At 58.7% G+C, this 23338-nt stretch carries 18 protein-coding genes; all 18 read left to right on the top strand.

Annotation, left to right across the window (positions count from 1 at the left end; genetic code table 11):
* Positions 1 to 81 precede the first annotated feature (81 nt).
* The 18 genes from ABFT80_RS13370 to ABFT80_RS13285 all read left to right on the top strand — a co-directional run bounded on the left by ABFT80_RS13370 (position 82) and on the right by ABFT80_RS13285 (position 23325).
* The gene (locus ABFT80_RS13370; protein ID WP_347972554.1) at positions 82 to 1452 is read left to right on the top strand and encodes an aspartate aminotransferase family protein; all 1371 of its coding nucleotides are present in this window, start codon (positions 82 to 84) and stop codon (positions 1450 to 1452) included.
* Between the two features lie 14 nt (positions 1453 to 1466).
* A complete protein-coding gene (locus ABFT80_RS13365) occupies positions 1467 to 2912 on the top strand; it encodes an aldehyde dehydrogenase family protein (RefSeq protein WP_347972420.1) in 1446 nt (481 codons plus the stop codon).
* A gap of 82 nt (positions 2913 to 2994) precedes the next feature.
* Entirely contained in the window at positions 2995 to 4446 is a 1452-nt protein-coding gene (locus tag ABFT80_RS13360) for an aldehyde dehydrogenase family protein (RefSeq protein WP_347972419.1), read from the top strand.
* Between the two features lie 412 nt (positions 4447 to 4858).
* Positions 4859 to 6448, top strand: a complete 1590-nt coding sequence (locus tag ABFT80_RS13355; RefSeq protein ID WP_347972418.1) for an ABC transporter substrate-binding protein — start codon at positions 4859 to 4861, stop codon at positions 6446 to 6448.
* An 83-nt stretch (positions 6449 to 6531) separates the two neighbouring features.
* A complete protein-coding gene (locus ABFT80_RS13350; RefSeq protein WP_347972417.1) occupies positions 6532 to 7500 on the top strand; it encodes an ABC transporter permease in 969 nt (322 codons plus the stop codon).
* A 9-nt stretch (positions 7501 to 7509) separates the two neighbouring features.
* Entirely contained in the window at positions 7510 to 8346 is an 837-nt protein-coding gene (locus ABFT80_RS13345) for an ABC transporter permease (RefSeq protein WP_347972416.1), read from the top strand.
* Complete coding sequence (locus ABFT80_RS13340; protein WP_347972415.1) at positions 8343 to 10001, top strand: ABC transporter ATP-binding protein; 1659 nt, start codon at positions 8343 to 8345, stop codon at positions 9999 to 10001. Before ABFT80_RS13345 ends, ABFT80_RS13340 begins: the two co-directional genes overlap by 4 nt.
* Positions 10001 to 11713: a thiamine pyrophosphate-dependent enzyme gene (locus ABFT80_RS13335; protein ID WP_347972414.1), complete on the top strand. Its 1713-nt coding sequence runs from the start codon at positions 10001 to 10003 to the stop codon at positions 11711 to 11713. Before ABFT80_RS13340 ends, ABFT80_RS13335 begins: the two co-directional genes overlap by 1 nt.
* 16 nt (positions 11714 to 11729) lie before the next feature.
* Positions 11730 to 12812, top strand: coding sequence for a histone deacetylase family protein (locus ABFT80_RS13330; RefSeq protein WP_347972413.1), 1083 nt, complete (start codon positions 11730 to 11732; stop codon positions 12810 to 12812).
* Positions 12809 to 13531, top strand: coding sequence for a GntR family transcriptional regulator (locus tag ABFT80_RS13325; RefSeq protein ID WP_347972412.1), 723 nt, complete (start codon positions 12809 to 12811; stop codon positions 13529 to 13531). Before ABFT80_RS13330 ends, ABFT80_RS13325 begins: the two co-directional genes overlap by 4 nt.
* A gap of 320 nt (positions 13532 to 13851) precedes the next feature.
* Positions 13852 to 15501: an ABC transporter ATP-binding protein gene (locus tag ABFT80_RS13320; RefSeq protein WP_347972411.1), complete on the top strand. Its 1650-nt coding sequence runs from the start codon at positions 13852 to 13854 to the stop codon at positions 15499 to 15501.
* Positions 15502 to 15738: 237 nt separating this feature from the next.
* Positions 15739 to 16230 carry a MarR family winged helix-turn-helix transcriptional regulator gene (locus tag ABFT80_RS13315; protein ID WP_347972410.1) on the top strand — a complete coding sequence of 164 codons (492 nt, stop codon included), beginning with the start codon at positions 15739 to 15741 and terminating at the stop codon, positions 16228 to 16230.
* Positions 16231 to 16235: 5 nt separating this feature from the next.
* A complete protein-coding gene (locus ABFT80_RS13310; protein WP_347972409.1) occupies positions 16236 to 16934 on the top strand; it encodes an SDR family NAD(P)-dependent oxidoreductase in 699 nt (232 codons plus the stop codon).
* Positions 16934 to 18265 (top strand): NAD(P)/FAD-dependent oxidoreductase, encoded by a 1332-nt coding sequence (locus ABFT80_RS13305; protein WP_347972408.1) that lies wholly within the window; start codon positions 16934 to 16936, stop codon positions 18263 to 18265. Before ABFT80_RS13310 ends, ABFT80_RS13305 begins: the two co-directional genes overlap by 1 nt.
* 103 nt (positions 18266 to 18368) lie before the next feature.
* Complete coding sequence (locus ABFT80_RS13300) at positions 18369 to 20033, top strand: peptide ABC transporter substrate-binding protein (protein ID WP_347972407.1); 1665 nt, start codon at positions 18369 to 18371, stop codon at positions 20031 to 20033.
* Positions 20034 to 20138: 105 nt separating this feature from the next.
* Positions 20139 to 21089: an ABC transporter permease gene (locus tag ABFT80_RS13295; RefSeq protein WP_347972406.1), complete on the top strand. Its 951-nt coding sequence runs from the start codon at positions 20139 to 20141 to the stop codon at positions 21087 to 21089.
* 10 nt (positions 21090 to 21099) lie between these two features.
* Positions 21100 to 21990 carry an ABC transporter permease gene (locus ABFT80_RS13290; RefSeq protein ID WP_347972405.1) on the top strand — a complete coding sequence of 297 codons (891 nt, stop codon included), beginning with the start codon at positions 21100 to 21102 and terminating at the stop codon, positions 21988 to 21990.
* A gap of 12 nt (positions 21991 to 22002) precedes the next feature.
* Positions 22003 to 23325 carry an NAD(P)/FAD-dependent oxidoreductase gene (locus ABFT80_RS13285; RefSeq protein WP_347972404.1) on the top strand — a complete coding sequence of 441 codons (1323 nt, stop codon included), beginning with the start codon at positions 22003 to 22005 and terminating at the stop codon, positions 23323 to 23325.
* Positions 23326 to 23338 lie beyond the last annotated feature (13 nt).

Raw genomic sequence — 23338 nt, 5'->3', positions numbered from 1 at the left:
GCGTAAGAAGCGCCGCATTTGATACGAACAGCCGGCCATCGATGGTCCGGCGAACATGCAAGGTTCCAGACGATGAACGACATGACCAATTTCGACCAGACAGCCGAAGCGCGCGACATCGCCTATCACTTCCATGGTTACACCAACGCCCAGCGGCATATGGAAGTCGGCCCGATGATCATCGAAGACGGCGAAGGCATCTACGTCACCGACAATGAAGGCCGCCGCTATATCGAGGGCTTGGCGGGTCTGTGGAGCGTCGGCCTCGGCTTCAAGGAACAGCGCCTGATCACGGCCATGACCGAACAGGCGCAGAAGCTGCCCTTCTACCACAATTTCGGCCATAAGAGCCACGGACCGGCGATCGATCTGGCGGAGCAACTGATCGCACTCGCGCCTGTGCCAATGAGCAAGGTCTTTTATACGAATTCGGGTTCGGAAGCGAACGACACCGTCCTCAAGATGATCTGGTATCGCTCCAACGCGATGGGCAAGCCTGGGAAGAAGAAGGTTATCGCCCGCCAGCGCGGCTATCACGGCGTGACCATCGCTTCCGGCAGCCTGACGGGGTTGCCCAACAATCACCGCTCATTCGATCTGCCGATCGACCGCGTGCTGCATACCACGGCACCGCATTACTGGAAGGACGGCAAGCCGGGCGAAACCGAAGAAGCCTTCGCCACGCGTTGCGCAGACGATCTGGACGCACTGATCCAGCGCGAAGGTCCAGACACGATCGCGGCATTCTTCGCCGAGCCGGTCATGGGAGCAGGCGGCGTCGTGACCCCGCCGGCGACCTATTTCGAGAAAATCCAGGCAGTGCTTGCGAAGTACGACATCCTGTTCGTAGCCGACGAAGTCATCTGCGGCTTCGGCCGAACCGGGCAGATGTTCGGCTCTGGCACCTACGGCATCCGGCCCGACATCATGGTCATGTCTAAGCAGATCACGTCGAGCTACGTTCCGTTCTCGGCCATCATGGTCAATGACCGCGTGTTCGCACCTATCGCAGAGGAAAGCAGCCGTATCGGAACGTTCGGTCACGGCTTCACGGCCGGTGGCCATCCGCTGGGCGCTGCGGTCGCGCTCGAAAACCTTGCAATCATCAAGGAGCGCGATCTTGTCGGCAACGCCCGCGATGTCGGCGCACATTTCCGTGGCCGTCTGGAAACACTAAAAAGCAGCCCGCTCGTCGGCGAAGTGCGCGGCGTGGGTCTGATCGCAGCGATCGAACTCGTCAACGACAAGCAGGCGAAGACCGTCGAAAGCGTCGGTCAGCTCGGCGGCCTGATGAACGCCGCGATGCAGCGCAACGGCCTGATTTCGCGCAACATGGGCGATGCCGTGGCTTTCTGCCCGCCGATGATCATCACGCAGGCGCAAGCCGACGATATGTTTGAGATCATCGCGAAGTCGCTGCGCGAAGTAGAAACCGAAATCGGCGTGGCATGAACGGAATGACTGATATGACAAACTTGGAAAAAGCCAACTACATCGCTGGCGAATGGGTCGGCAGCGATGATCTCACCGAGAACCGCAACCCTTCGGACCTCGACGATCTGGTCGGTCTTTATGCGCGGGCATCCGCGCAGCAGACCCATGACGCGATCGCTTCGGCAAAGGCAGCACTTCCGTCATGGTCGGGCGCCTCGCCTCAGTTGCGGGCCGAAATCCTCGAGCGGGTCGGCGTCGAATTGCTGGCGCGCCGCGAGGAACTCGGTGCATTGCTGTCGCGCGAGGAAGGAAAGATCATTTCCGAAGGCATCGGCGAAGTCACCCGCGCCGCCCAGTTGTTCAAGTTCTATGCGCAGGAAGCCCTGCGCGTGGAAGGCCTGGCGATTGCGTCGATCCGTCCGGGCGTGCGCGTCGAAGTCCGCAACGAGCCCGTGGGCGTCGTCGGCCTCATCACGCCCTGGAATTTCCCCATCGCCATTCCGGCCTGGAAGATCGCTCCGGCGCTGGCCTTCGGCAATACTGTCGTGTTCAAACCGGCCGACCTCACCCCTGCTTGTGGATGGGCACTTGCGGAAATCCTGTCGCGGTCCGGCCTACCTGCCGGCGTGTTCAACCTCGTCATGGGGCGCGGCAGCGTGGTGGGCGATGTCATCGCGAAATCACCCGATGTAAATGCGGTGTCCTTTACCGGTTCGGAAGCGACCGGTCGCGGCATCCGTACGATCGTGGCCGAGCGCGGCGGCAAAATCCAGCAAGAGATGGGCGGAAAGAGCCCGCTCGTCGTGCTGGATGACGCAAATCTGGAAAACGCCATCGATTGCGCCATCGGCGGATCGGTCATCTCGACCGGTCAGCGCTGCACATCCAACACCCGCATCATCGCCACTCCAGGCATTTACGATTCATTGGCGGAGGGCATGGCTGCCCGTGCTCGCAAGCTCGTCGTGGGCAATGCGCTCGATCCAGCAAGCCAGATCGGACCGGTGGTCGATGAGCGCCAGTTGAGCACCAATCTGCGCTATATCGGGATTGCCGATGGCGAAGGCGCGGAAAGGCTCTGCGGCGGCGAGGTACTGGATCGACCGCAACGCGGCTTCTATCTCTCCCCGGCGGTCTATGCGAATTGTACCAACGATATGGTCCACGTGCGCGAGGAAATTTTCGGGCCGGTCGTCAGCGTCCTGAAAGCGGCGGACTACGACGAAGCACTTGCGATCGCCAATGATTCCGATCTCGGCCTGTCGTCGGGAATCTGCACGACGTCGCTGAAATATTCGGAGGATTTCAAGACCCGTTCCACTTCCGGCATGGTCTTCGTGAATCTGCCGACGGCGGGCGTGGACTATCATGTTCCGTTCGGTGGCCGCAAAGCTTCGAGTTATGGTCCACGTGAGCAGGGGCGTGCAGCGCGCGAGTTCTTCACCACTTCGAAAACCGCGTATACGAATCCCCTTTGAGTGATATCAACGCTGCGTGTAGCTTCGGAAGCTCCAGACTAAGCGCCGCATCATTCATCCGCGGCTAAAAAAAGAGGATACGATGGTTGAACTAACGGACAAGCGGAAATTCTACATCAATGGCGAATGGATAGAGCCTTCCAAGCCGAACGATCTTGAGGTCATCGACCCGTCGACCGAAGAAGCCGTCGCCATCATCAGCCTTGGCGATCAGGCGGATACCGATCGCGCCGTGGCCGCGGCGAAGGCCGCCTTCCCGGCATGGTCGCAGACGCCACCGGCGGAACGTCTCGCCTATGTCGAGAAGATTCTCGAGATCTACAAGCGTCGTGCAAAGGACATGGCTGCGGCCATGACTGTGGAAATGGGCGCACCCAGCGACATGTCGCTGGCTTCGCAGGTCGGCGCAGGCACCTACCATATCGAGAACTTCATTACCGCCTTCAAGGATTTCGAGTTCGTCCGCCCGCTCGGCGATCACGCCCCGACCACCATGGTCGCCTGGGAACCGGTCGGCGTCGTCGGCCTGATCACGCCTTGGAACTGGCCGATGAACCAGGTCACGCTCAAGGTAATCCCTGCGCTGCTCGCAGGCGACACGGCCGTACTGAAGCCTTCCGAGATCGCGCCGCTTTCCTCGATGCTCTTTGCCGAGATCGTCCATGAGGCCGGGCTGCCGAAGGGCGTCTTCAACCTCGTCAATGGTGACGGAACGGGAGTCGGCACGCAGCTTTCGACACATCCGGACGTCGATATGATTTCCTTCACCGGCTCGACCCGCGCAGGCATTGCGATCACCAAGGCCGCCGCGGACTCGCTGAAGAAAGTCACACTGGAACTCGGCGGCAAGGGCGCCAATCTGGTCTTCGCAGATGCCGACCAAAAGGCGGTCGAGCGCGGCGCGAAGCATTGCTTCAACAATAGCGGTCAGTCGTGCAATGCACCGACGCGTATGTTTGTCGAGCGTTCGATCTATGACCAGACCGTCGAAACTGCGGCAAAGGTGGCGAAGGAAACTCAGGTCGCCTCTGCTCATCAGGCTGGCAAGCATATCGGCCCGGTCGTCAGCAAGCTGCAATGGGACAAGATCCAGGGCCTGATCGAGCAGGGCATCAGCGAAGGCGCACGCCTGGTCGCTGGCGGTCCCGGCCTGCCGGAAGGCGTCAATCGCGGCTATTTCGTGCGTCCCACGGTTTTCGCAGATGTCAATAACGACATGACGATCGCCCGTCAGGAAATCTTCGGACCGGTTCTGTCGATCATCCCCTTCGACAGTGAAGAGGAAGCAGTCGAGATGGCCAACGATACGCTCTACGGCCTGACGAACTACGTCCAGTCGCAGGATGGGGAGCGGCGCAACCGCCTTGCTCGCCGGCTGCGCGCGGGAATGATCGAAATGAACGGCGAAGGGCTAGGTGCAGGTTCGGCTTTCGGCGGCGTCAAAGCATCTGGCCGGGCGCGCGAAGGCGGAATAACGGGTCTGGAAGAATTCATGGATTCCAAGCAGATCTCGGCCTGGAACGGTCAGGCGTAACCTTCTTCTTCGAAAAATCCGGCCCTTGGGCGGCCGGAATAACGGCCGCCCAAGGGCATACGCCCCGCGCTTCCGCGCGGCGCTAGGTTCTGGCGGCGGCTCCAGAATTCGTGAAATCGCAAGCTGCCCTTCCCGCATTTTTCGTCCCGTCGCGTCTGCCTTGCTGCGAGAGCGATTCTGAATCTCAAAAAATGATGCATCTAATTTAGAAAAATTCGCGCACCTCGACGCGAGGCATATAGTCGAATTATCGATTTCAATATTTATTCGTGTTATTTCAATTGATTATGGCGTCCCTGAAGTTTCAGTTGACAGCTCTTTAAGATGCATCTTAATGTAAAAAGAAAATAAGAACCCTACCTGATTGATCTGAAAGGCAGCGCACGGCGCGCTCTGAATGGGAGACTCCAATATGTTGAAAACCTTGGTCCGTCTGACGACGGCCGCTATTCTAGCGTGCGCGCCCATTGCCGGGCAGGCAATGGCCCAGGAAGCCGCTGCGACCGAAGTTACACCGGGCGGCGCGCTGAACATGATCGTGCAGCCGGAGCCGCCGATGCTCGTGGTCGGCCTGAACACTCAGGGACCGACGCTCTATGTCGCGGGCCAGATCTATCAAAGCCTGCTGACTTATGACGCCAGCCTCAAACCTCTGCCGCAGCTTGCGAAAAGCTGGGAAGTCTCCGAAGACGGCCTGACCTACACCTTCTCGCTGCAGGATGGCGTGAAGTGGCATGATGGCAAGCCCTTCACCTCGGCGGACGTTGTTTTCGCCGCCACGGAATTTTTGGTCGATGCGCACCCTCGCTGGAGGCTGATTTCGGAAGCCTATGTCGAGAGCGTCACCGCACCGGACGATCTGACGGTCGTTTTCAAAATGAAAAAGCCGTTCTCGGCATTTCTCTACGGCTTCGAGCTTAGCTCGTTCCCGATCATGCCGAAGCACATCTACCAGGGCACCGACTATCGCACCAATCCGGCCAACAGCACGCCGATCGGCACCGGTCCGTTCAAATTCAAGGAATGGCAGCGCGGCAGCTTCATCCATCTCGTGCGCAACGAGGACTATTGGAAAGATGGCAAGCCTTACCTTGACGAGCTTTATTTCCGCGTAATCCCGGATTCGGCTTCGCGAAGCATCGCATTCGAGCAGGGAACCGTTGATGTGCTGCGCGGCGGCGATGTCGAAGGCTTCTCCATTCGCACACTGACGGCCTTGCCAGGCGTCGAGAGCACCACCGCAGGCTGGGAATATTTCTCGCCGCAGATGTTCATCCAGCCGAACCTTCGCCTCGAAGTGTTTGCCGACAAGAACATCCGCAAGGCGATGTACCACGCACTGGACCGGGATTTCATCGTGAACGCGATCTTCTTCGGTCAGGGCAAGGTCGCTAAAGGCCCGTTCTCCGAAACCACGATGTTCCACGATCCCGATCTCCAGCAATATCCGTTCGATATGGAACTGGCGAAGAAGCTGGTGGCGGACTCCGGCGTCGATCTCAGCAAGCATCCCATCCGGCTAATGGGCCTGCCCTATGGATCGACCTGGGACCGTCTGGCTGAATATGTAAAACAGCAGCTCGAAGATCTTGGCTTCACAGTCACCATTCAGGCGGTCGATGCGGGCGGATGGCTCCAGAATATCGGCAGCTTCAACTTCGACCTCGCCTTCAACTTCCTCTACCAGTTCGGCCATCCGGCTCAGGGTGTGTCGCGCAATTACTATAGCGACAATATCGTTCAGGGAACGCATGCGGGCAACAACCAGGCATACGCCAATCCGGAAGTCGATGCGCTGTTCACCAAGGCAGCAGACGCCGTAAATCAGGCAGACGCCGCCGAGGCTTATACCCAGGTGCAGGAAATCCTCGCCGAAGACGTTCCGCTGTTGTGGATGTTCGACATGCAGAACACCACGATCTACCGCGACAAGGTGAAGAACCTCGTGCGCACGGCTATCGGTCTTAATGAGCCGATGGATGACGTCTGGATCGCCAAGTAACTGAAGCCAGTCATCCCGGAAGGTTTGCCTTTCCAGGATGACGCATTTCTTGAGTCGTCGAGTAGAAACGGGAACCGCAGCTCATGCTAGCCTTCACCTTGCAACGGATCGGCAAGGCAGTCGTGGTGATCATTGGCGTGATCATCCTGAACTTCCTGCTGATTAAACTTGCGCCCGGGGATCCGGCAGCCATTCTTGCCGGAGAGGCAGGTTCCGGTGATCCGCAGTTTCTGGAAAATCTCCGCACCCAATTCGGGCTCGACCGCCCCGTTCCCGTTCAGCTCTGGAATTATCTTTCAGGTGTCCTGACCGGCGATCTCGGATTCTCCTATCGCAATCAGGTGCCCGTTCTCAGTCTTATTCTGGAGCGCCTACCCGCGACCCTGCTTCTGACCGGCGCGGCATTCGTGTTTTCGCTGGCAACGGGCGTGCTTTTCGGCGTGATGGCCGCACGCTATCGCGGCAGCGCGCTCGACAGCATCATCACCACGCTTGCCCTGGTATTCTATGCAACTCCGCTTTTCTGGATTGCATTGATGTCCGTCCTGCTGTTTTCGATCAATCTCGGCTGGCTGCCGCCCTTCGACATGGAAACCATCGGAGCAAATTACACCGGTTGGCGGCGCGCGCTCGACATTGCGCACCATCTTATCCTTCCCGCCGTCACGCTGGGCCTGTTCTACACAGCCGTCTACACGCGCCTGACCCGCGCTTCGATGCTCGAAGTTATGGGGTTCGATTTCGTCAAGACCGCACGGGCGAAAGGCGTTCCCAACAAGCGCATCATCCGCCGCCATGTGCTTCGCAATGCCGTATTGCCGGTCTTCACCTTTGCCAGCATGCAGGCCGGTCAGCTCGTGGGTGGCGCAATCCTCACGGAGACGGTCTTTGCGTGGCCAGGCATCGGGCGGCTGATGTTCGACGCCCTGATGCAGCGCGACTATCCCGTGCTGCTCGGCGTCTTCCTCGTCACCGCCATCGTTGTCGTCGTCGTCAATTTCATCGCGGATCTGCTCTACCGCATCGTCGATCCCCGTATCGGCATCGCCTGAGGCCAGACCATGCAAAGTTTGAAACGTTTCTCACAAAACTATGGCGCCGTGCTGGGTCTGATCATTCTCGGTCTGATCATCGTGATGGCGCTGGCGGCACCGCTGCTTTTTCCCGGCAATCCATGGCGCACCGTTGCCATGCCGCTCCTGCGGCCAATGGAAGACCCCAACTATTTGCTCGGTACGGATATGCTGGGCCGGGACATCGCGGCCGGGATCGCACATGGCGCGAAGGTATCGCTGCTGATCGGCGTCATCTCCACACTCGTTGCCGTTCTCATCGGCGTCAGCATCGGCGCGCTGGCCGGTTTTTACGGGGGACGAGTCGACGATCTGCTTATGCGCTTCACCGAGTTTTTCCAGATCATTCCAGCCTTCGCTATGGCGGTCGTCCTCGTGGCGATCTTCAGCCCGAACATCGTGTCGATCACGCTCGCCATCTCGGTCGTGTCATGGCCCGGCGTGGCACGTCTCGTACGGGCGGAATTCCTCAGCCTGCGGGAACGCGAATTCGTGCAGGCCGCGATCGTCATCGGCCAGAGTGGCCCGCGGATCATCCTGACCCAGGTGCTGCCCAATGCCATCTCACCGATCATCGTCACCGCGTCGCTCATGGTGGCAACCGCGATCCTGACCGAAAGCGCCCTCTCCTTCCTTGGCCTCGGGGACCGCAACATGATGAGCTGGGGCTTCATGATCGGCGCCGCACGCACCATGCTGCGCGAGGCATGGTGGATGAGCTTCTTTCCGGGCCTTGCCATCCTGCTTGCAGTGCTCGCCATCAACCTGATCGGCGAAGGCATCAATGACCTGATGAACCCGCATCTGCGTGGGAGGAAAAAATGAGCTCTGCCGATGTGCCGCTGCTCAGCGTGAAGGGACTATCGATCCCGCTGCCGCCCGGCTTCGATCGCGAATATGCCGTCAAGGACATCACATACGATCTGAACGCGGGTGAAATCCTGTGTGTCGTTGGCGAGTCAGGTTCGGGCAAATCCATGACCGCAAATGCGCTGATGGGTCTGTTGCCGAGCTATCTCAAGCCTTCCACCGGTTCCATAGAATATAAGGGGCGCGATCTTCTCTCGCGTTCGGAAGAAGAATTGCGCAAATTGCGCGGCCGCGAAATCGCGATGGTCTTCCAGGAGCCGCTGTCCGCGCTGAACCCGCTGATGACAGTCGGCGACCAAATCGACGAAGTGATGCTCGTTCACGGTGAAACCGATGCGTCGGTACGTGCGCGGCGGGTCATGGATTTGCTGGATTATGTCGGTCTGCCCGACCCGAAGACGCTGAAGGATTCCTATCCGTTCCGCCTGTCGGGCGGCCAACGCCAGCGCGTGGTGATAGCGATGGCGCTGGCGCTCGAACCGTCGATCCTTGTCGCTGACGAGCCGACGACCGCGCTGGACGTGACCACCCAGGCGCAGATTCTCGACCTCATCAAACGCATCCAGCAAGCCAAGGGAATGGGCGTCATATTCGTCACGCATGATTTCGGCGTCGTCGCCGACATCGCAGACCGTGTGGTGGTGATGGAAAAGGGGCTTGTGGTCGAGGCAGGGCCTGCCGCTGAGGTACTGAACGCTCCGCAGCACCCCTACACGCGTCGCCTTATCAAGGCTGTCCCGCATCGCCGGGCCGAAGATCGGGTCGATGCGGCGGGCGATCCCGACCGGATTCTGCTCGAAATCCGCAATCTCAACAAGACCTATCGCAGCGGCGGCGGATTGTTTTCAAAGCCTCGCATCGTGCCGGCGGTTCAGAACGTCAGCCTCACGCTTCGGCAGGGACAGACGCTCGGTATTGTAGGCGAATCCGGTTCAGGTAAATCGACGCTCGGCCGCGTGATCATAAAGCTGACGCCCAGCGATGGCGGCCAGATCCTTTACAATGGCAAAGACATCGCGCCGCTCTCACCCGGCGCGTTTCGTCCTATGCGCCAGAAGATCCAGATGATTTTCCAGGATCCGTTCGCCTCGCTCAATCCGCGGCAAACAGTCGGGCGTATTCTCGTCGATGGCCCGCTGGCAAATGGTGTGAGCCTGCCGGTCGCCCAGCGCAAAGCTGAAGAATTGCTGGCACGCGTCGGTCTCGACGCATCTGCCTACAAGCGCTACCCGCATGAATTTTCGGGCGGCCAACGCCAGCGCATCGGCATTGCCCGAGCCCTCATGCTCGATCCGGAATTGCTGATCGCCGACGAAAGCGTGTCCGCGCTCGACGTCTCCGTGCAGGAGCAGGTCCTGAAGCTGCTGAAGGAAATTCAAGATCAGTTGAAACTCGGGATGATCTTCATCACCCATGATCTGCGCGTTGCCGCGCAAATCTGCGACAGCATCGCCGTCATGCGTCGCGGCGAGATAGTCGAGATGGGGCCGCCGTCGCAAATCTTCGACGCACCGCAACACGAATACACCCAGCGCCTCATCGCGGCCATTCCCGGCAAGGAATGGGACCCGCAACAGGCCGTCCAGGGACTTTACGAGGAAACAGTATAATGCCTGCAACCAATGCGTCTCCCGTCGAAACACAAGGCGGCGAACTTCTCGTACGACAGCTAGAATTGCATGGCGTCAATACCGTCTTCATGGTGCCGGGCGAAAGCTTTCTGCCCTGCATCGACGCACTTGGCGACCGGAAGGACAAGATTCGCACGGTTCCCTGCCGGCAAGAAGGCGGCGCGGCCTACGCTGCCGAAGCGTATGGCAAGCTGACGGGCAAGCCCGGCATATGCTTCGTCACGCGCGGACCCGGCGCCACCAATGCCTCGATCGGCCTGCACGTCGCTCACCAGGACGGCACGCCGATGATCTTGTTCGTCGGCCAGATCGGATCGGATACGACCGAGCGCGCATGTTTCCAGGAAATCGACTACCGGCAAATGTTCGGCCCGGTGGCAAAGTGGGTGGCGCAGATCGATCGCACGGATCGCATTCCCGAATTCGTGGCCCGCGCCTTTGCGGAAAGCCGGAGCGGACGGCCCGGTCCGGTCGTGCTCGTGCTGCCTGAAGACACGCTTTGGGGCCGTGCAGCCGTTGCCGATGTGGCACCGTTCGAGCGCGCGCATCCGCGTCCCGTGCAGCAGGAACTCGACAAGCTGCTCAACCTGCTCAAAGACGCCCAGCGGCCATTCGTCATTGCCGGCGGGACCGGCTGGACCGATGAAGCGCGCGCCGATCTCGCAGCCTTTGCAGAGCGCTTCGACCTGCCGGTCGGCGTTTCATGGCGACGTCAGGAAGTTTTCGACAATCGTCATCCGAATTTTGCCGGTCATATCGGCTATGGAACGGACAGGGCACTGGCTGCCCGCATCAGTGAGGCGGACCTTCTAATCACGGTCTGCTCGCGTCTCGATGAGCCGACGACCGAAGGCTACAAACTGGTAGAAAGCCCTCTGCCGCGCCAGAAGCTCGTGCACATCCATCCCGATGGCAACGAACTGGGCCGCGTCTACCGTCCGACGTTGGCGATCAACGCCGATCCGGTCGGCAGCGCCGCGGCACTTTCCGAATTAAGGCCAACAGAGGCACTCAACTGGTCCGGGCTGGCGAAAGCCGCCAATGACGACTACCAGCGCTCGCGCATCGCTCCCGAAACGGACGCGACGTTCGATCTGTCGCGGGCGTGCCTGCACATGGCCGAAGTGCTTCCGCAGGACGCATTCGTGTCGGTCGGCGCGGGCAACTACGCGTTGTTTCCTCACCGTTTTATGCAATTTTCGCATCTTGGCACGCAGGCATCGCCGATCTGTGGCTCGATGGGTTATGGTCTTCCGGCCGCCATCGCCGCGAAGCTGGCTTTCTCCGAACGTGAAGTCATTGCATTCGCAGGCGACGGCTGTTTCCAGATGACCATGCAGGAAATTGGTACTGCCGTGCAGCATGAACTGGGGATCGTCATCCTGGTGTGCAACAATGGCGCCTGGGGTACGATCCGCGCTCATCAGGAACGCGAATATCCCGCACGATCCTTCGCGCTCAATCTCGAAAATCCGGATTTCGCCGCCTTGGCACGCAGCTATGGCGCGTCGGGAGAAACGATCGACAAAACAGACGATTTTGCCGCAGCCTTTGCCCGCGCGCGGGATTTCGCGAAAAACAACAATCGCCCGGCACTCATCGAACTGCGTTACGATGTCGAATATATCACGCCCGACACACGCCTGAGCAGCATTACCGCCGCCGCGCAGGCCAGCAACACGGCAAATTGACGGCCAGGACCCAGACATGCGCGCCTTCTATCACCCCGATCAGGCTCTCCATTCGCCAAAGCAGTTCATGCGGTACGGCCGCCTTGCCGATCCGACCGACATCCCGGAGCGTACCGAAAAACTGTTGGATGCGCTGGCGCGCTTAGGGATCAAGGCGGAAACGCCGTCGGATTATGGTCGCGCACCCGCCGCTGCCATTCATCCGGCACACTATCTCGACTATCTCGAAACCGCCTACCAGCGCTGGCTCGAACTGCCAGATCACGGACCGGAAGTGTTACCCAACACCTTTCCTTATTGGAACGGCGATCCGGCAAAGGACGCACGTCCCCCCTGCCCGACCAACCAGCTTCTGGCGCAGACCGGCTATTATCTTGGCGACTTAGCGGTTCCGATCAGCGAGTTTACCTATCGTTCGGCTCTGCACTCGACACATACGGCGACCGCTGCCGCCGAGGCCGTGATAGCGGGCGAGAAGCTGGCATATGCGCTCTGCCGGCCCTCCGGGCATCATTGCCGTGCCGATAGAGCTACCGGCTTCTGCTACATGAACAATGCTGCGATTGCCGCCCAGCGTCTGCGCGGAAAGTTCGGGAAAGTCGCGGTCCTCGATATCGACGCCCATCACGGCGACGGCACGCAGGAAATCTTCTACCGCCGCAATGACGTGATGACGGTCTCGGTCCATGTCGACACCGATCACTATAATCCGTTCTTTACCGGACGCCCGCATGAGACCGGACATGGCGCAGGAGAAGGCTACAATCTTAACATCCCTCTCCCGCCACATAGCGGCAATGAGGCATTCCTCGCAGGTACTCAGTGCGGCGCAGATGCGATCAGGGCCTATGGGGCCGAAGTCGTGGTGCTCGCGCTTGGCTATGATACCCATGCCGAAGACCCGCTGAGCCTCGTTGAGGTTACGACCGAGGCCTTCCTCACGGCCGGCCAGATAGTCGGCTCTCTTGATATTCCCGTCGTGGTTGTCCAAGAAGGGGGATATCAGATCTCGGTCATTGGCGATTGTCTCGAACAATTCCTGCATGGCGCCGTAAACTGGCCCGCGGAACACTCCAGTTTGGGGGAAAAAGATAATTGAGTGGGCCAAGCTTAGATAAAACTGGTCTTGCTGTTGAAGTCTACGATCGGCTCGCGAATGCGTTGATGTCCGGTGCATTGACTCCGGGCACCCGGCTCAAGATCCGTGATCTTGCCGATGAGATGGGAGTCAGCGTGACGCCTGTTCGCGATGCGGTCCTGCGCCTGGTCAATAATGGAGGGCTTCAATTCCAGAGTCCGCGCGACATCCGCGTACCGCTACTGGAGCGCTCCCGCTATCTAGAAATCCGGGCCATCCGTCTGGAGCTTGAAGGGCTGGCAGCCGAGCGTGCCGCGCAGCACGCCTCCACGGAAGATATTCTTTTTCTGGAGAGTCTTCTGCACGACAATGAAACCGCCCTTGCCGCAGGTGACCACCTGCAAGGCCTGCGGATGAACCAGAAGTTTCACTTCGCCCTGCCGGAGATTGGCGGCATGCAAATCCTGCGCGCCCTTCTGGAGAACCTCTGGCTGCAAATGGGTCCACTGATTTCGTCCGGCTATCGGCAAGGCGGACGCGTCATGATCGAGCACCACTATTCGGTCGTCGAGGCCATTCGCACTGCCAATGGTCCTGCCGCCCGCGCCGCGATCCGCGAGGATATTCTGGCCGGTGGCGAAGTTCTGCTGCTTCGCGGCGCGCTTGCCGCCTCTACCACCGGTTATCGAAACGATCCCAGAGCCCGTAAGGGTTCCATCGCGGATTCACCGGCACGATGATACGATACGGGATTGCTGCTGGATCGCGTTTTCTGAACTACGCAGGAAACGTCGCGCCAATTTGTGTTTGGTGATTCAGAGGCTTGGTGAATGTCACAATCATAAATGACATTCATTCGTTTTAACGTTCCCAGGACGAAAACATCACCGCAGCTTTATATCTCGTCGGCCCCAAGTAATTTCACGTCGCGCATGAATCTCAATGAGGGACCGGCCACGTATGAGCTAATAGTTGTAAATGTCCATTAAAAATCATAGCCTTTTCTCAATCGGCCGCTCGGCGCGTGTCCATTCGAACCTTGAGAAGGAATGTGAAGAGAATGTCGCAGCAGATTCTTCAGGATGCCAGCCCCGCCGAACAGCCCGTTCTTTCAGTGCAGGGACTGAACGTCTCCCTGCCTCTCAATATGGAACGCGCCTTTGCGGTGAAGGACATCTCCTTCGATCTTAGAGCTGGTGAAATCCTCTGTATCATTGGCGAATCCGGCTCCGGAAAATCCGTGACCGCTAATGCGATCATGGGACTTCTTCCCTCATCGATCGCGATTTCGGCAGGCAACATTTTCTTCAACGGCAAGGACATTGTCGGCCTGAGCGGCGAAACTTTGCGGGCCATGCGTGGTCGCGACATCGCAATGATCTTTCAGGACCCTTTGTCCGCCCTTAATCCGCTGATGACAATCGGCGACCAGATATCGGAGGTCATGGAAGCGCATTCGGTCGGAAATCCCAAATCCCGTGCAGGGAAAGTAGTGGAGCTTCTGAACGAGGTTGGGTTACCGGACCCCGCCGCGCTGCAGCATCAATATCCGTTCAGGCTCTCCGGCGGGCAAAGGCAGCGCGTCATGATCGCCATGGCATTGGCGCTCGATCCCCAAGTGCTGATCGCGGACGAACCGACGACCGCGCTCGACGTCACAACGCAGGCGCAAATCCTTGATCTCATCAAGAAGATTCAAGAGCGTAAGCAGATGAGCGTGATGTTCATCACCCACGATTTTGGCGTCGTCGCCGAGATCGCCGATCGTGTGATGGTCATGGAAAAAGGCATTCTGGTCGAACAGGGAACCGCCGCCGAAGTCCTCGAAAACCCGCAGCATCCCTACACCAAACGTCTGATTGCCGCCGTTCCCCAAATGCGCTCGCAGGCCCGCCGGGAAGTTGCCGATACACCGATCGTCCTCGAAGTCGAGGACTTGCGAAAAACATACGCTTCACCGAGCGGGCTTTTTCAAAAGGGGCGTGTGGTAAAGGCCGTCGATGGCGTCAGCTTCAAAATACGCGAAGGCAAGACGCTCGGTATCGTCGGTGAATCCGGCTCCGGTAAATCCTCGCTCGGACGTGTCGTGATGAAGCTGCTCGATTGCGATGGCGGCAAGATCATCTTCGAAGGCCGCGACATCGCTCCACTTTCCGAAAAAGAATTCAGACCGTTGCGGCCGCGCGTCCAGATGGTGTTTCAGGACCCATTTGCATCGCTCAACCCGAGAAGCACGATTGGACGCATTCTGACCGCCGGTCCGATTGCACAAGGCATGACGGCCGTGCAGGCACGCGACAAGGCGATGAATTTGCTCGATCTCGTCGGCTTGGACCGGGGTTCGTACAACCGCTTTCCGCACGAGTTTTCCGGCGGGCAACGCCAGCGCGTCGGCATTGCACGGGCACTGATGTTCGATCCCGCACTACTGGTCGCCGACGAAGCCGTTTCCGCTCTGGACGTTTCCATTCAGGCGCAGATTCTGCGGCTTCTCGCCAAGGCGCAAAAAGAGACCAATGTCGCGATGATGTTCATTACGCATGACCTGCGCGTCGCCAGCGATATCTGCGACGAGGTCGCGGTTATGTACAAGGGTACGATTGTCGAACACGGTCCGCCCGAACAAGTGTTTCTGGCACCGCAGCACGACTACACCCGCAAGCTGGTCGCAGCGATACCGGGCGGGACACCGGCAGCCTCTGCCGCCTGAACAGGCAATTTAACGTCTAGTGATGAACTTCGTCGCGAATGCTTCCGCGCGAGCAATTTTCTATGCCTGCTTCACAGTCTCGCGCAAAGAAATTTTCCGGCTGACGTAAAGATAGTTGTAATTGTCCATCACTTTGTTAAGCTCGACCCAGACATTCAAATTGCGTATCTCGCACGGTTGGTGCCGCATTTCCGTTGCCGGAAGCGGAACGATCCCTTGTGCCTGGAGGTCTGATTTATGGACGCTAAAACGCAGAATATTCCGCCGAAAAGCCTCGATGAGGTGGATCTGGGCGTTTTCAACGACACTTTGAGCTTTTTTATAAGAACCCTGAACCGAGCGGTTTCGCGCGATCTGGATGAGAAGCTCGAAGGGCTGGATGTCGCAAAAGGCACCGGCAAGATCAGCACCCTTCTGCTTGTAAATACCTATCCCGGCATACGGTCTTCCACCATTGCGCAGATCATCCAGCGGGACCGTTCCGCCATGGGTCGTCTCATCGATCAGATGGAAGCGCATGATCTCCTGCGTCGTGAAGATTCGGCGGAAGATGGCCGCGCGCAGGAACTCTACATAACCGAGAAAGGTGCTGCGCTTTCGGTCACCGTGGAAGGAATCATCCAGACGCAGTCGCGGCAGTTCTTTTGCGATCTGACAGACGAGGAGCACGAGTTGGTCGTGCGCGCGCTTCGCAAGGTTTACCGGCGGATGGTCGGTTTTAAGGACTAAAAGCAATGAGCAGCCCACGCATTGCAATGATATCGGGTGCCAACAGAGGCATCGGTGCAGCAGTTTCCGAAGCTCTTTATGCCGCCGGATGGAACGTGTCGCTGGGTATGCGCGAACCTCAAATGCCTACGTGGGCGGCAGACCCTGCCCGCATCTGCCTCTACCGCTATGACGCTCGCGAAGGTCTCGAAAATGCGTGGGCTGCAGAAACCGTCGCTAAATTCGGCGGTATCGATGCTGTTGTCGCCAATGCCGGAATTGTGAGCTCAAGCGGGGTAATCGCTGCCGAAGACGATGAGCTGAACAACTTGCTCGACGTTAATGTGAAAGCCCCGCGACGGCTGGTGAAGGCCGCCTGGGCCGAACTCGGAAAGACCGGACGCGGGCGCGTGATCATTCTTGCTTCGCTGTCCGGCAAGCGGGTGAAATCGATCCGCTCAGGTCTCTATGCGATGAGCAAATTCGCAGCCGTTGCGCTCGCGCACGGCATACGCCATGAGGGCTTCGATCTCGGCATACGTGCCACCGCAATCTGCCCCGGCTTCGTCGCGACCGATATGGCGCGCAGCATCAGCGACCGTGAAGAAAAGCTGATGACCGATCCCCGCGACATTGCCCGCATCATCGTCATGCTGCTCGATCTTCCGAATGAAGCGAGCGTCGCCGAATTCGCAATCAATTGCCAACTTGAAGAGACCTTCTGATGCCCGGCCCATACGTCGTACCCGTACATGGCGATGCAGAACTGCCCAAGGAAGTCGATGTCGTCGTCATCGGCGGCGGCATAATAGGCGCATCCACCGCCCTCGAACTTTCCGAACGCGGCCTGCGTGTTGCGCTTTGCGAGAAAGGCGGCATCGGGCATGAACAATCGAGCCGCAATTGGGGCTGGGTACGCATAACCCGTCGCGACCCGCGGGAAGTACCGCTCATGGCCGAAGCGCTGCGCATGTGGAGCGGGATGGATCAGCGGCTCGGCGCGGACACCGGCTACAAGAAGGCCGGAATCATCTTCACGTGCAAGACCGAAGCCGAATTCGCCGATCACGAACGCTGGCAGCGCAATCTCGATGGCTATCAGATAGAGTCGAGAATGCTCGACCGCGCGCAGTTCGCCCGGAAATTTCCAGATTCGAAGCTGGATGTAACCGGCGCGCTCTACACGTCTGCCGATGGACGGGCCGAACCTCAAAAGGCAGCCCCGGCTATCGCCGAAGCAGCACGCCGAAAGGGTGTTGCCATCCTGACCGAATGCGCGGTGCGCGGCATCGAAACGCAAGGCGGCGCGATTAGCGGCGTGGTGACGGAGCGCGGGCCTATCGCCTGCAAATCCGTCGTTCTCGCGGGCGGCGCATGGTCGAGCCTTTTTGCCGGAACGCTGGGTCTTCGCCTGCCGCAGCTCAAAGTCCTGAACTCGGTCATCCGCACAAAGCCTCTGGAAGGCGGGCCGGACGAAGCGATCTGGTCGAACGGCTTTGCCGTTCGCAAGCGCCAGGACGGAGGCTATACGATCGCCTCCGGCCACGAGAACATCGTCGACATCGTACCGAAATCGTTCCGCTTCGCGCTGGATTTTCTGCCTGCACTCACCAAGGAATGGCGTTCGCTCAAATTCCGCGTCGGCGGACGCTTCTTTGATGAGGCGCGCATTGCGAGCAAGTGGTCGCTCGACGAACCGAGCCCGTTCGAATATTGCCGCGTTCTCGACCCCAAGCCATCGACCAAACTATCCGACGTCGCGTTCGACAATTTGCGCAAGGCATTCCCCGCTTTCGCAAACGCTCAGATCGCGCAGCGCTGGGCAGGCATGATCGACGTGACACCGGACGCGGTTCCAGTCATTTCAGCCATCGATACCATTCCCGGCTTTCACATCGCCACCGGCTTTTCGGGTCATGGCTTCGGCATCGGTCCTGCCGCCGGACGCCTGATGGCCGATATCGTTACGGGACGAGCGCCATTGGTCGATCCTGCGAATTTCCGTTTTTCCCGCTTTTCAGACGGTTCGAAGATCGAGCTGATCAGCGGATTTTAGAAGCCGGATTGAGACCCGGCCGCATGCAAGCTGCTCAAAGAAAGCAGTGCTCAGAAAATGCCTCCAGAGTTGCGAATGCATTAGCAAAGCAAAGGAACACGCTATGTCTGAACCCAAGAACTCCCTGTTGAATCCAACCCGCCGCCAAGCCCTGTCGATGATGGTTTTTGCCGGCGCATCCGGCCTCGTCGTGCCAAGCCTGCTCGGCAAGAGCCGCGCATACGCCGCATCCGAAACGCCGACAGGCCAGATCGTCATTGGCTTTTCGCAGGAACCTACTGTCTTCAATCCGCATCTGCTTCATATCGAAGTGGATGAAGGCGTACATTTTGCCGTTTTCGACCCGCTTTTCGCGGTCGATGGCGACGGCAAATTCACACCCTCACTCGCCGCCGAAGTGCCGACCGTCGAAAATGGCGGCATTTCCGCAGATGGCCTTCAGTGGAAAATCAAGCTCCGCGACGACGCAAAATGGCATGACGGCACGCCCTTCACTGCGGAGGACGTCAAGTTCACACTGGAATTGCTGGTCGATCCAAACTTCCTGAGCTGGCGCCGCACCGGGCATGAATTTGTGCGCGACATCAAAGTGGTTTCGCCGACCGAAATCACTTGGCGCATGGAGCAGCCCTTCGCGCCTTATGCGTCGATCCTTGCCGCCACCTTCATCGTGCCGAAACATGCTTTGGGTGCGGAGGAAGACAAGAACAAGGCCGCCTATAACAATGCGCCGATCGGCACCGGCCCGTTCAAATGGACCAACCGCGTTGCAGGCGACCACATCGAACTGACGGCCAACCCCGATTATTTCGGCGATGGACCGTATATTGAACGTCTGGTCGTCAAGTATATTCCGGATCTCACCGTGCTCTATACGCAGTTCAAGACAGGCGACATCGATGTCACCGGTCTCCAGTGGATCACGCCGGATCATTATGAGGAAGCCAAGGCTCTGGACGGCAAGGACGTGCAGGTCGTTCCGAACTCGACTGTCGAATCCATCAGCCTCAATATGGAGCGCCCGCAGTTCAAGGACCCTGCCGTTCGACGCGCGCTCTATCTCGCCATCGACAAAGCCTCGATCATCGATGCGCTTTATTATGGCCTGCCAACGCCAACCGAAAGCTACATGCCGCAGCAGTCTTTCTACTACAATGCCGACCTGCCGAAGCATGAGTTCAGCATCGAAAAAGCAAACCAGCTTCTTGATGAGGCAGGATGGGTGCCAGGCTCTGGCGGCATTCGCGAGAAGGATGGCGTGCGTCTTTCCTTCACAAACTCGACCACGGCAGGCAACCAGATCCGTGAGCAGGTACAGCAGCTTATTCAGCAGAACTTCGTCGAAATCGGCGTCGAAATGACGATTTCCAACCTGCCCCCCGCAGTTATGTGGGGCGATTACTGGATGAAGTCGGAATTCGATTCCGTCGTTGTCGGCATCAATTTCGTAACCGGCTCCGATCCTGACACTTCGGACTACATGGCTTCGACATCCAGTGTTGCGAAGGGCGGCTCCGGCCAGAACACCTGGCAATATGCAAATCCCGAAGTCGACAAACTGCTCGAAGAAGGCGGCAAGCTCTTCGTGCCGGAAGAGCGTAAGGCGGTCTATATGAAGATCCAGGAGATCGTCCGCGAAGAACTGCCTCTGCTTCCGATGTTCCAGTACACGATCGTACGCGGACAGAAGAAGGAAGTTCAGGGTGTGCTTCCAAACATCAATGTCCGCATCGACACATGGAACGTGAACACCTGGCGCAAGGCTTAAACAGCCTCGCACCTCCCGCTGTCGCTCGCCGCATCTGCGGCGGGCGGCAGGTCCTGATCTCGGAGAGGCGTTGCCGCCGCTCCCCGACATGTGGAGACAGATGTCATGCTGCGTTATCTTTTGGGCCGCCTGTGGCAAAGCCTTGTGCTTTTGCTGCTGGTGTCCGTGATCGGCTTCGCTATCCTGAATTTGGCTCCGGGCGGGCCGCTATCGCAATATACGCTCACACCGGGAATGACACAGGAAGCGCTCGACCGCATCGCCGAGCAGATGGGACTGAACCGCCCTCTTCCGATTCAATATCTCGACTGGCTGTGGAATCTGGTGCGCGGCGATTGGGGCCGCTCCTACCGTGACAGCAGGCCTGTTCTTGACGTCATCGGCGGGCATCTGTTCGCAACCCTGCTGCTTATGGGCACATCCACAATCATCTCGATCATTGTCGGCACATGGGTCGGCATACAGGGCGCGACGCGACGCTATTCGGTGTTCGATTATTTAGCGACTGTCGGCGCGATGGTCGCGCTTTCCATCCCGACCTTCTGGTTTGGTCTCGTCGCCATCTACCTGTTTTCGGTAAAACTTCAGTGGCTGCCAGCCGGCAACATGTACACGATCGGAAACGGCTCGCTGAGCGACTATGCAATCCACCTCGTCATGCCGAGCCTCGTTCTGGCGCTGGTAAACGTTGCGGTGTGGAGCCGGTATATGCGCAGTGCCACGCTCGACGTTATCAATCAGGATTTCGTACGAACCGCAAAAGCCAAAGGCGTCAGCCCGCGCCGCGTGCTTTCCAAGCATGTCATCGGAAATGCTCTTCTGCCAATGATCACACTGGCCGGATTGCAGGTGCCTGCAATCCTCGGAGGCGCGCTCGTAACTGAAACGGTTTTCACCTGGCCCGGCATGGGGCGGCTGTTTCTCGATAGCCTTGGCTACAACGACTATCCGGTCGTGATGGGGCTTTTGATGTTTTCCGCCATCCTCGTCCTCATCGGCAATCTGATAGCCGACCTTCTGGTCGCCATCGTCGATCCTCGTATCCGGCTAGGCTAGGAGCAGCGCAATGAGCACAGCCATCGAAATTCCCGTAAACGCTGAACCGCCTTCGCGCTGGTGGCGAAGCCGCACCGTTCGCCGCTTTGCCCGCCACAGGCTTGCGATGCTCGGCGTTGCAATGATCGTCCTGTTGATACTGGCTTGCGTCTTCGGCCCTTATCTCATCCCCTACACGGAATTGCAGATCGACGTCAGAAACCGCTTTGCACCGCCATTCAGCGGCTATCATATCTTCGGAACCGACCCGCTTGGGCGCGATCTCGCCGTCCGCCTCTTCATGGCCGGGCGAATTTCGCTCCTTGTCGGCTTCTTCGCCATGCTTCTCAGCACGTTGATCGGCGCGGTGATCGGCGTCGTCGCTGGCTATTATGGCGGACGCCTAGGTGCCGTCCTCATGCGTTTCGTCGATGCATTCCTGTCGTTTCCAAGCATCTTTCTATTGCTGGCGCTTGCTGCCTTCATCAAGCCCAGCCCGCTGATGATCACGGTCATCATCGCGGTCACAAGCTGGATGGAAATCGCCCGGATTGTCGAGGCGGAAGTCCGTTCCTTGCGAGAACGCGATTTTGTCATGGCGGCGCGGATGGTCGGCCTGTCGAACCGATGGATCATGTTCCGCGAATTGCTGCCCAACGCCATCGGCCCGATTATCGTCGCTGCCACGCTGACAGTCGCGCGCGCAATTCTGCTCGAAGCCTATGTCAGCTTCCTCGGCTATGGCATCCAGCCGCCGCTTCCAAGCTGGGGAAACATGTTGAACGGCGCGCAGCAATATCTCGCCAGTGCACCGTGGCTGGCAATCGTGCCGGGCATCGCAATCACGCTTGCCGTCACCAGCTTCAACTTCATTGGCGACGGGTTGCGCGATGCGCTCGACGCGCGAAGCGATCTGAATTGAGGGCATGATACGATGAGCAAATTCTCACCGTTTCAGGACTCACTGTGGTTCGCCACAGCGGCTCCAGCGCCCCAAACGACCGCGTTGGAAGAGCTCGTTCAGGCAGATGTTTGCGTGGTCGGCGCGGGCTATACCGGTCTGACCACGGCCTTGGAGCTTGCACGCAAAGGTGTGAAGGTCGTGCTGCTCGAAGCCGAGGAAGCCGGCTTCGGCGGCTCCGGTCGAAATGCCGGCCATTGTACGCCGACCTTTACGCATTACAGCCTTTCAGATCTGCGCCGCATTCTAGGAGAGCCTTGGGCCGAACGCCTGATCGCGCGCCAGACCCGCGCGAACGATCGCGTCAGCGAAATGATCAATGGGTATCAGATGCAATGCGAATGGCAGCAGAATGGCTATGTTCAAGCCGCTGCCCGCCCGAGTGCGCTTGCGGAGATCGAGAAGAAAGTAAGCGAATACAATGCGGTCGGAGCAAAGACTCAACTTATCGAAAAGCATGAAGTCGAGCGCATAACCGGCAGCCCGCGTTTTCACGGCGGCTGGTTTCATAGTGAAGCAGGCCACCTCAATCCGCTGGGCTATGCGCGCGGCCTTGCCCGCGCCGTCATGCAGGAAGGCGGAGCGATCTACACCAAATCGAAGGTGACGGGTGTCGAGCGAGAGGGTTCGGGCTGGCTTGTAAAAACATCGACCGGTTCGGTGAATACAGACAAAGTAATTTTCGCGACCGGCGCCTACACGGTCGAAGGTTGGCCAAAACTCGACCAGACCTTCAAGATCATGCGCGTCTTCGTCGCCGCCACGCAGCCTTTATCGGACGAAGAGCGCAGAAACGTCCTGCCACAAAACACTACACTTCATGATGGGCGCGGCGATATCTTCGTTTACAAATACGATGCCAACGGGCGCATCGTCGCTTCGATGTTTCCAATGGGACGTCGCGGTCGCGATCTCGACTACACGCGGCAGGTTCTGACTGATCGCCTGACATGGCTCAATCCGCAGATAAAACAGAAGCTACGCTGGGAATATCTCTGGTTCGGCGAACTCGACATGCAGTATCGCACCGTGCCGCGTCTCTATTCGCTCGCACCCGGCGTCATCGGCCTGACCGGCCTTTCAGGGCGCGGAGTGCCGACCGGAAGCATGCTCGGAGGCATTCTTTCCGAATGGGCGATGGGTGTGCCCGAACAGGATCTTTCGTTGAAAGTCGAGCCACTTCGTGCCGCTCCCTTCTACATGAGCTTCGGGCCGCAACTGAGCCTTCGCTACTACCGTGTGGCGGATTGGATCCGCACCAAACGAGATCGCGTGCCGCTACCGCCGCACGCCTGAACAATCACTTCAA

Origin of the sequence: Foliimonas ilicis (assembly GCF_039939195.1) — a bacterium.
In the GTDB taxonomy this organism is placed as follows: domain Bacteria; phylum Pseudomonadota; class Alphaproteobacteria; order Rhizobiales; family Rhizobiaceae; genus Foliimonas; species Foliimonas ilicis.
This window is presented reverse-complemented; position numbering and strand designations above follow the sequence as displayed.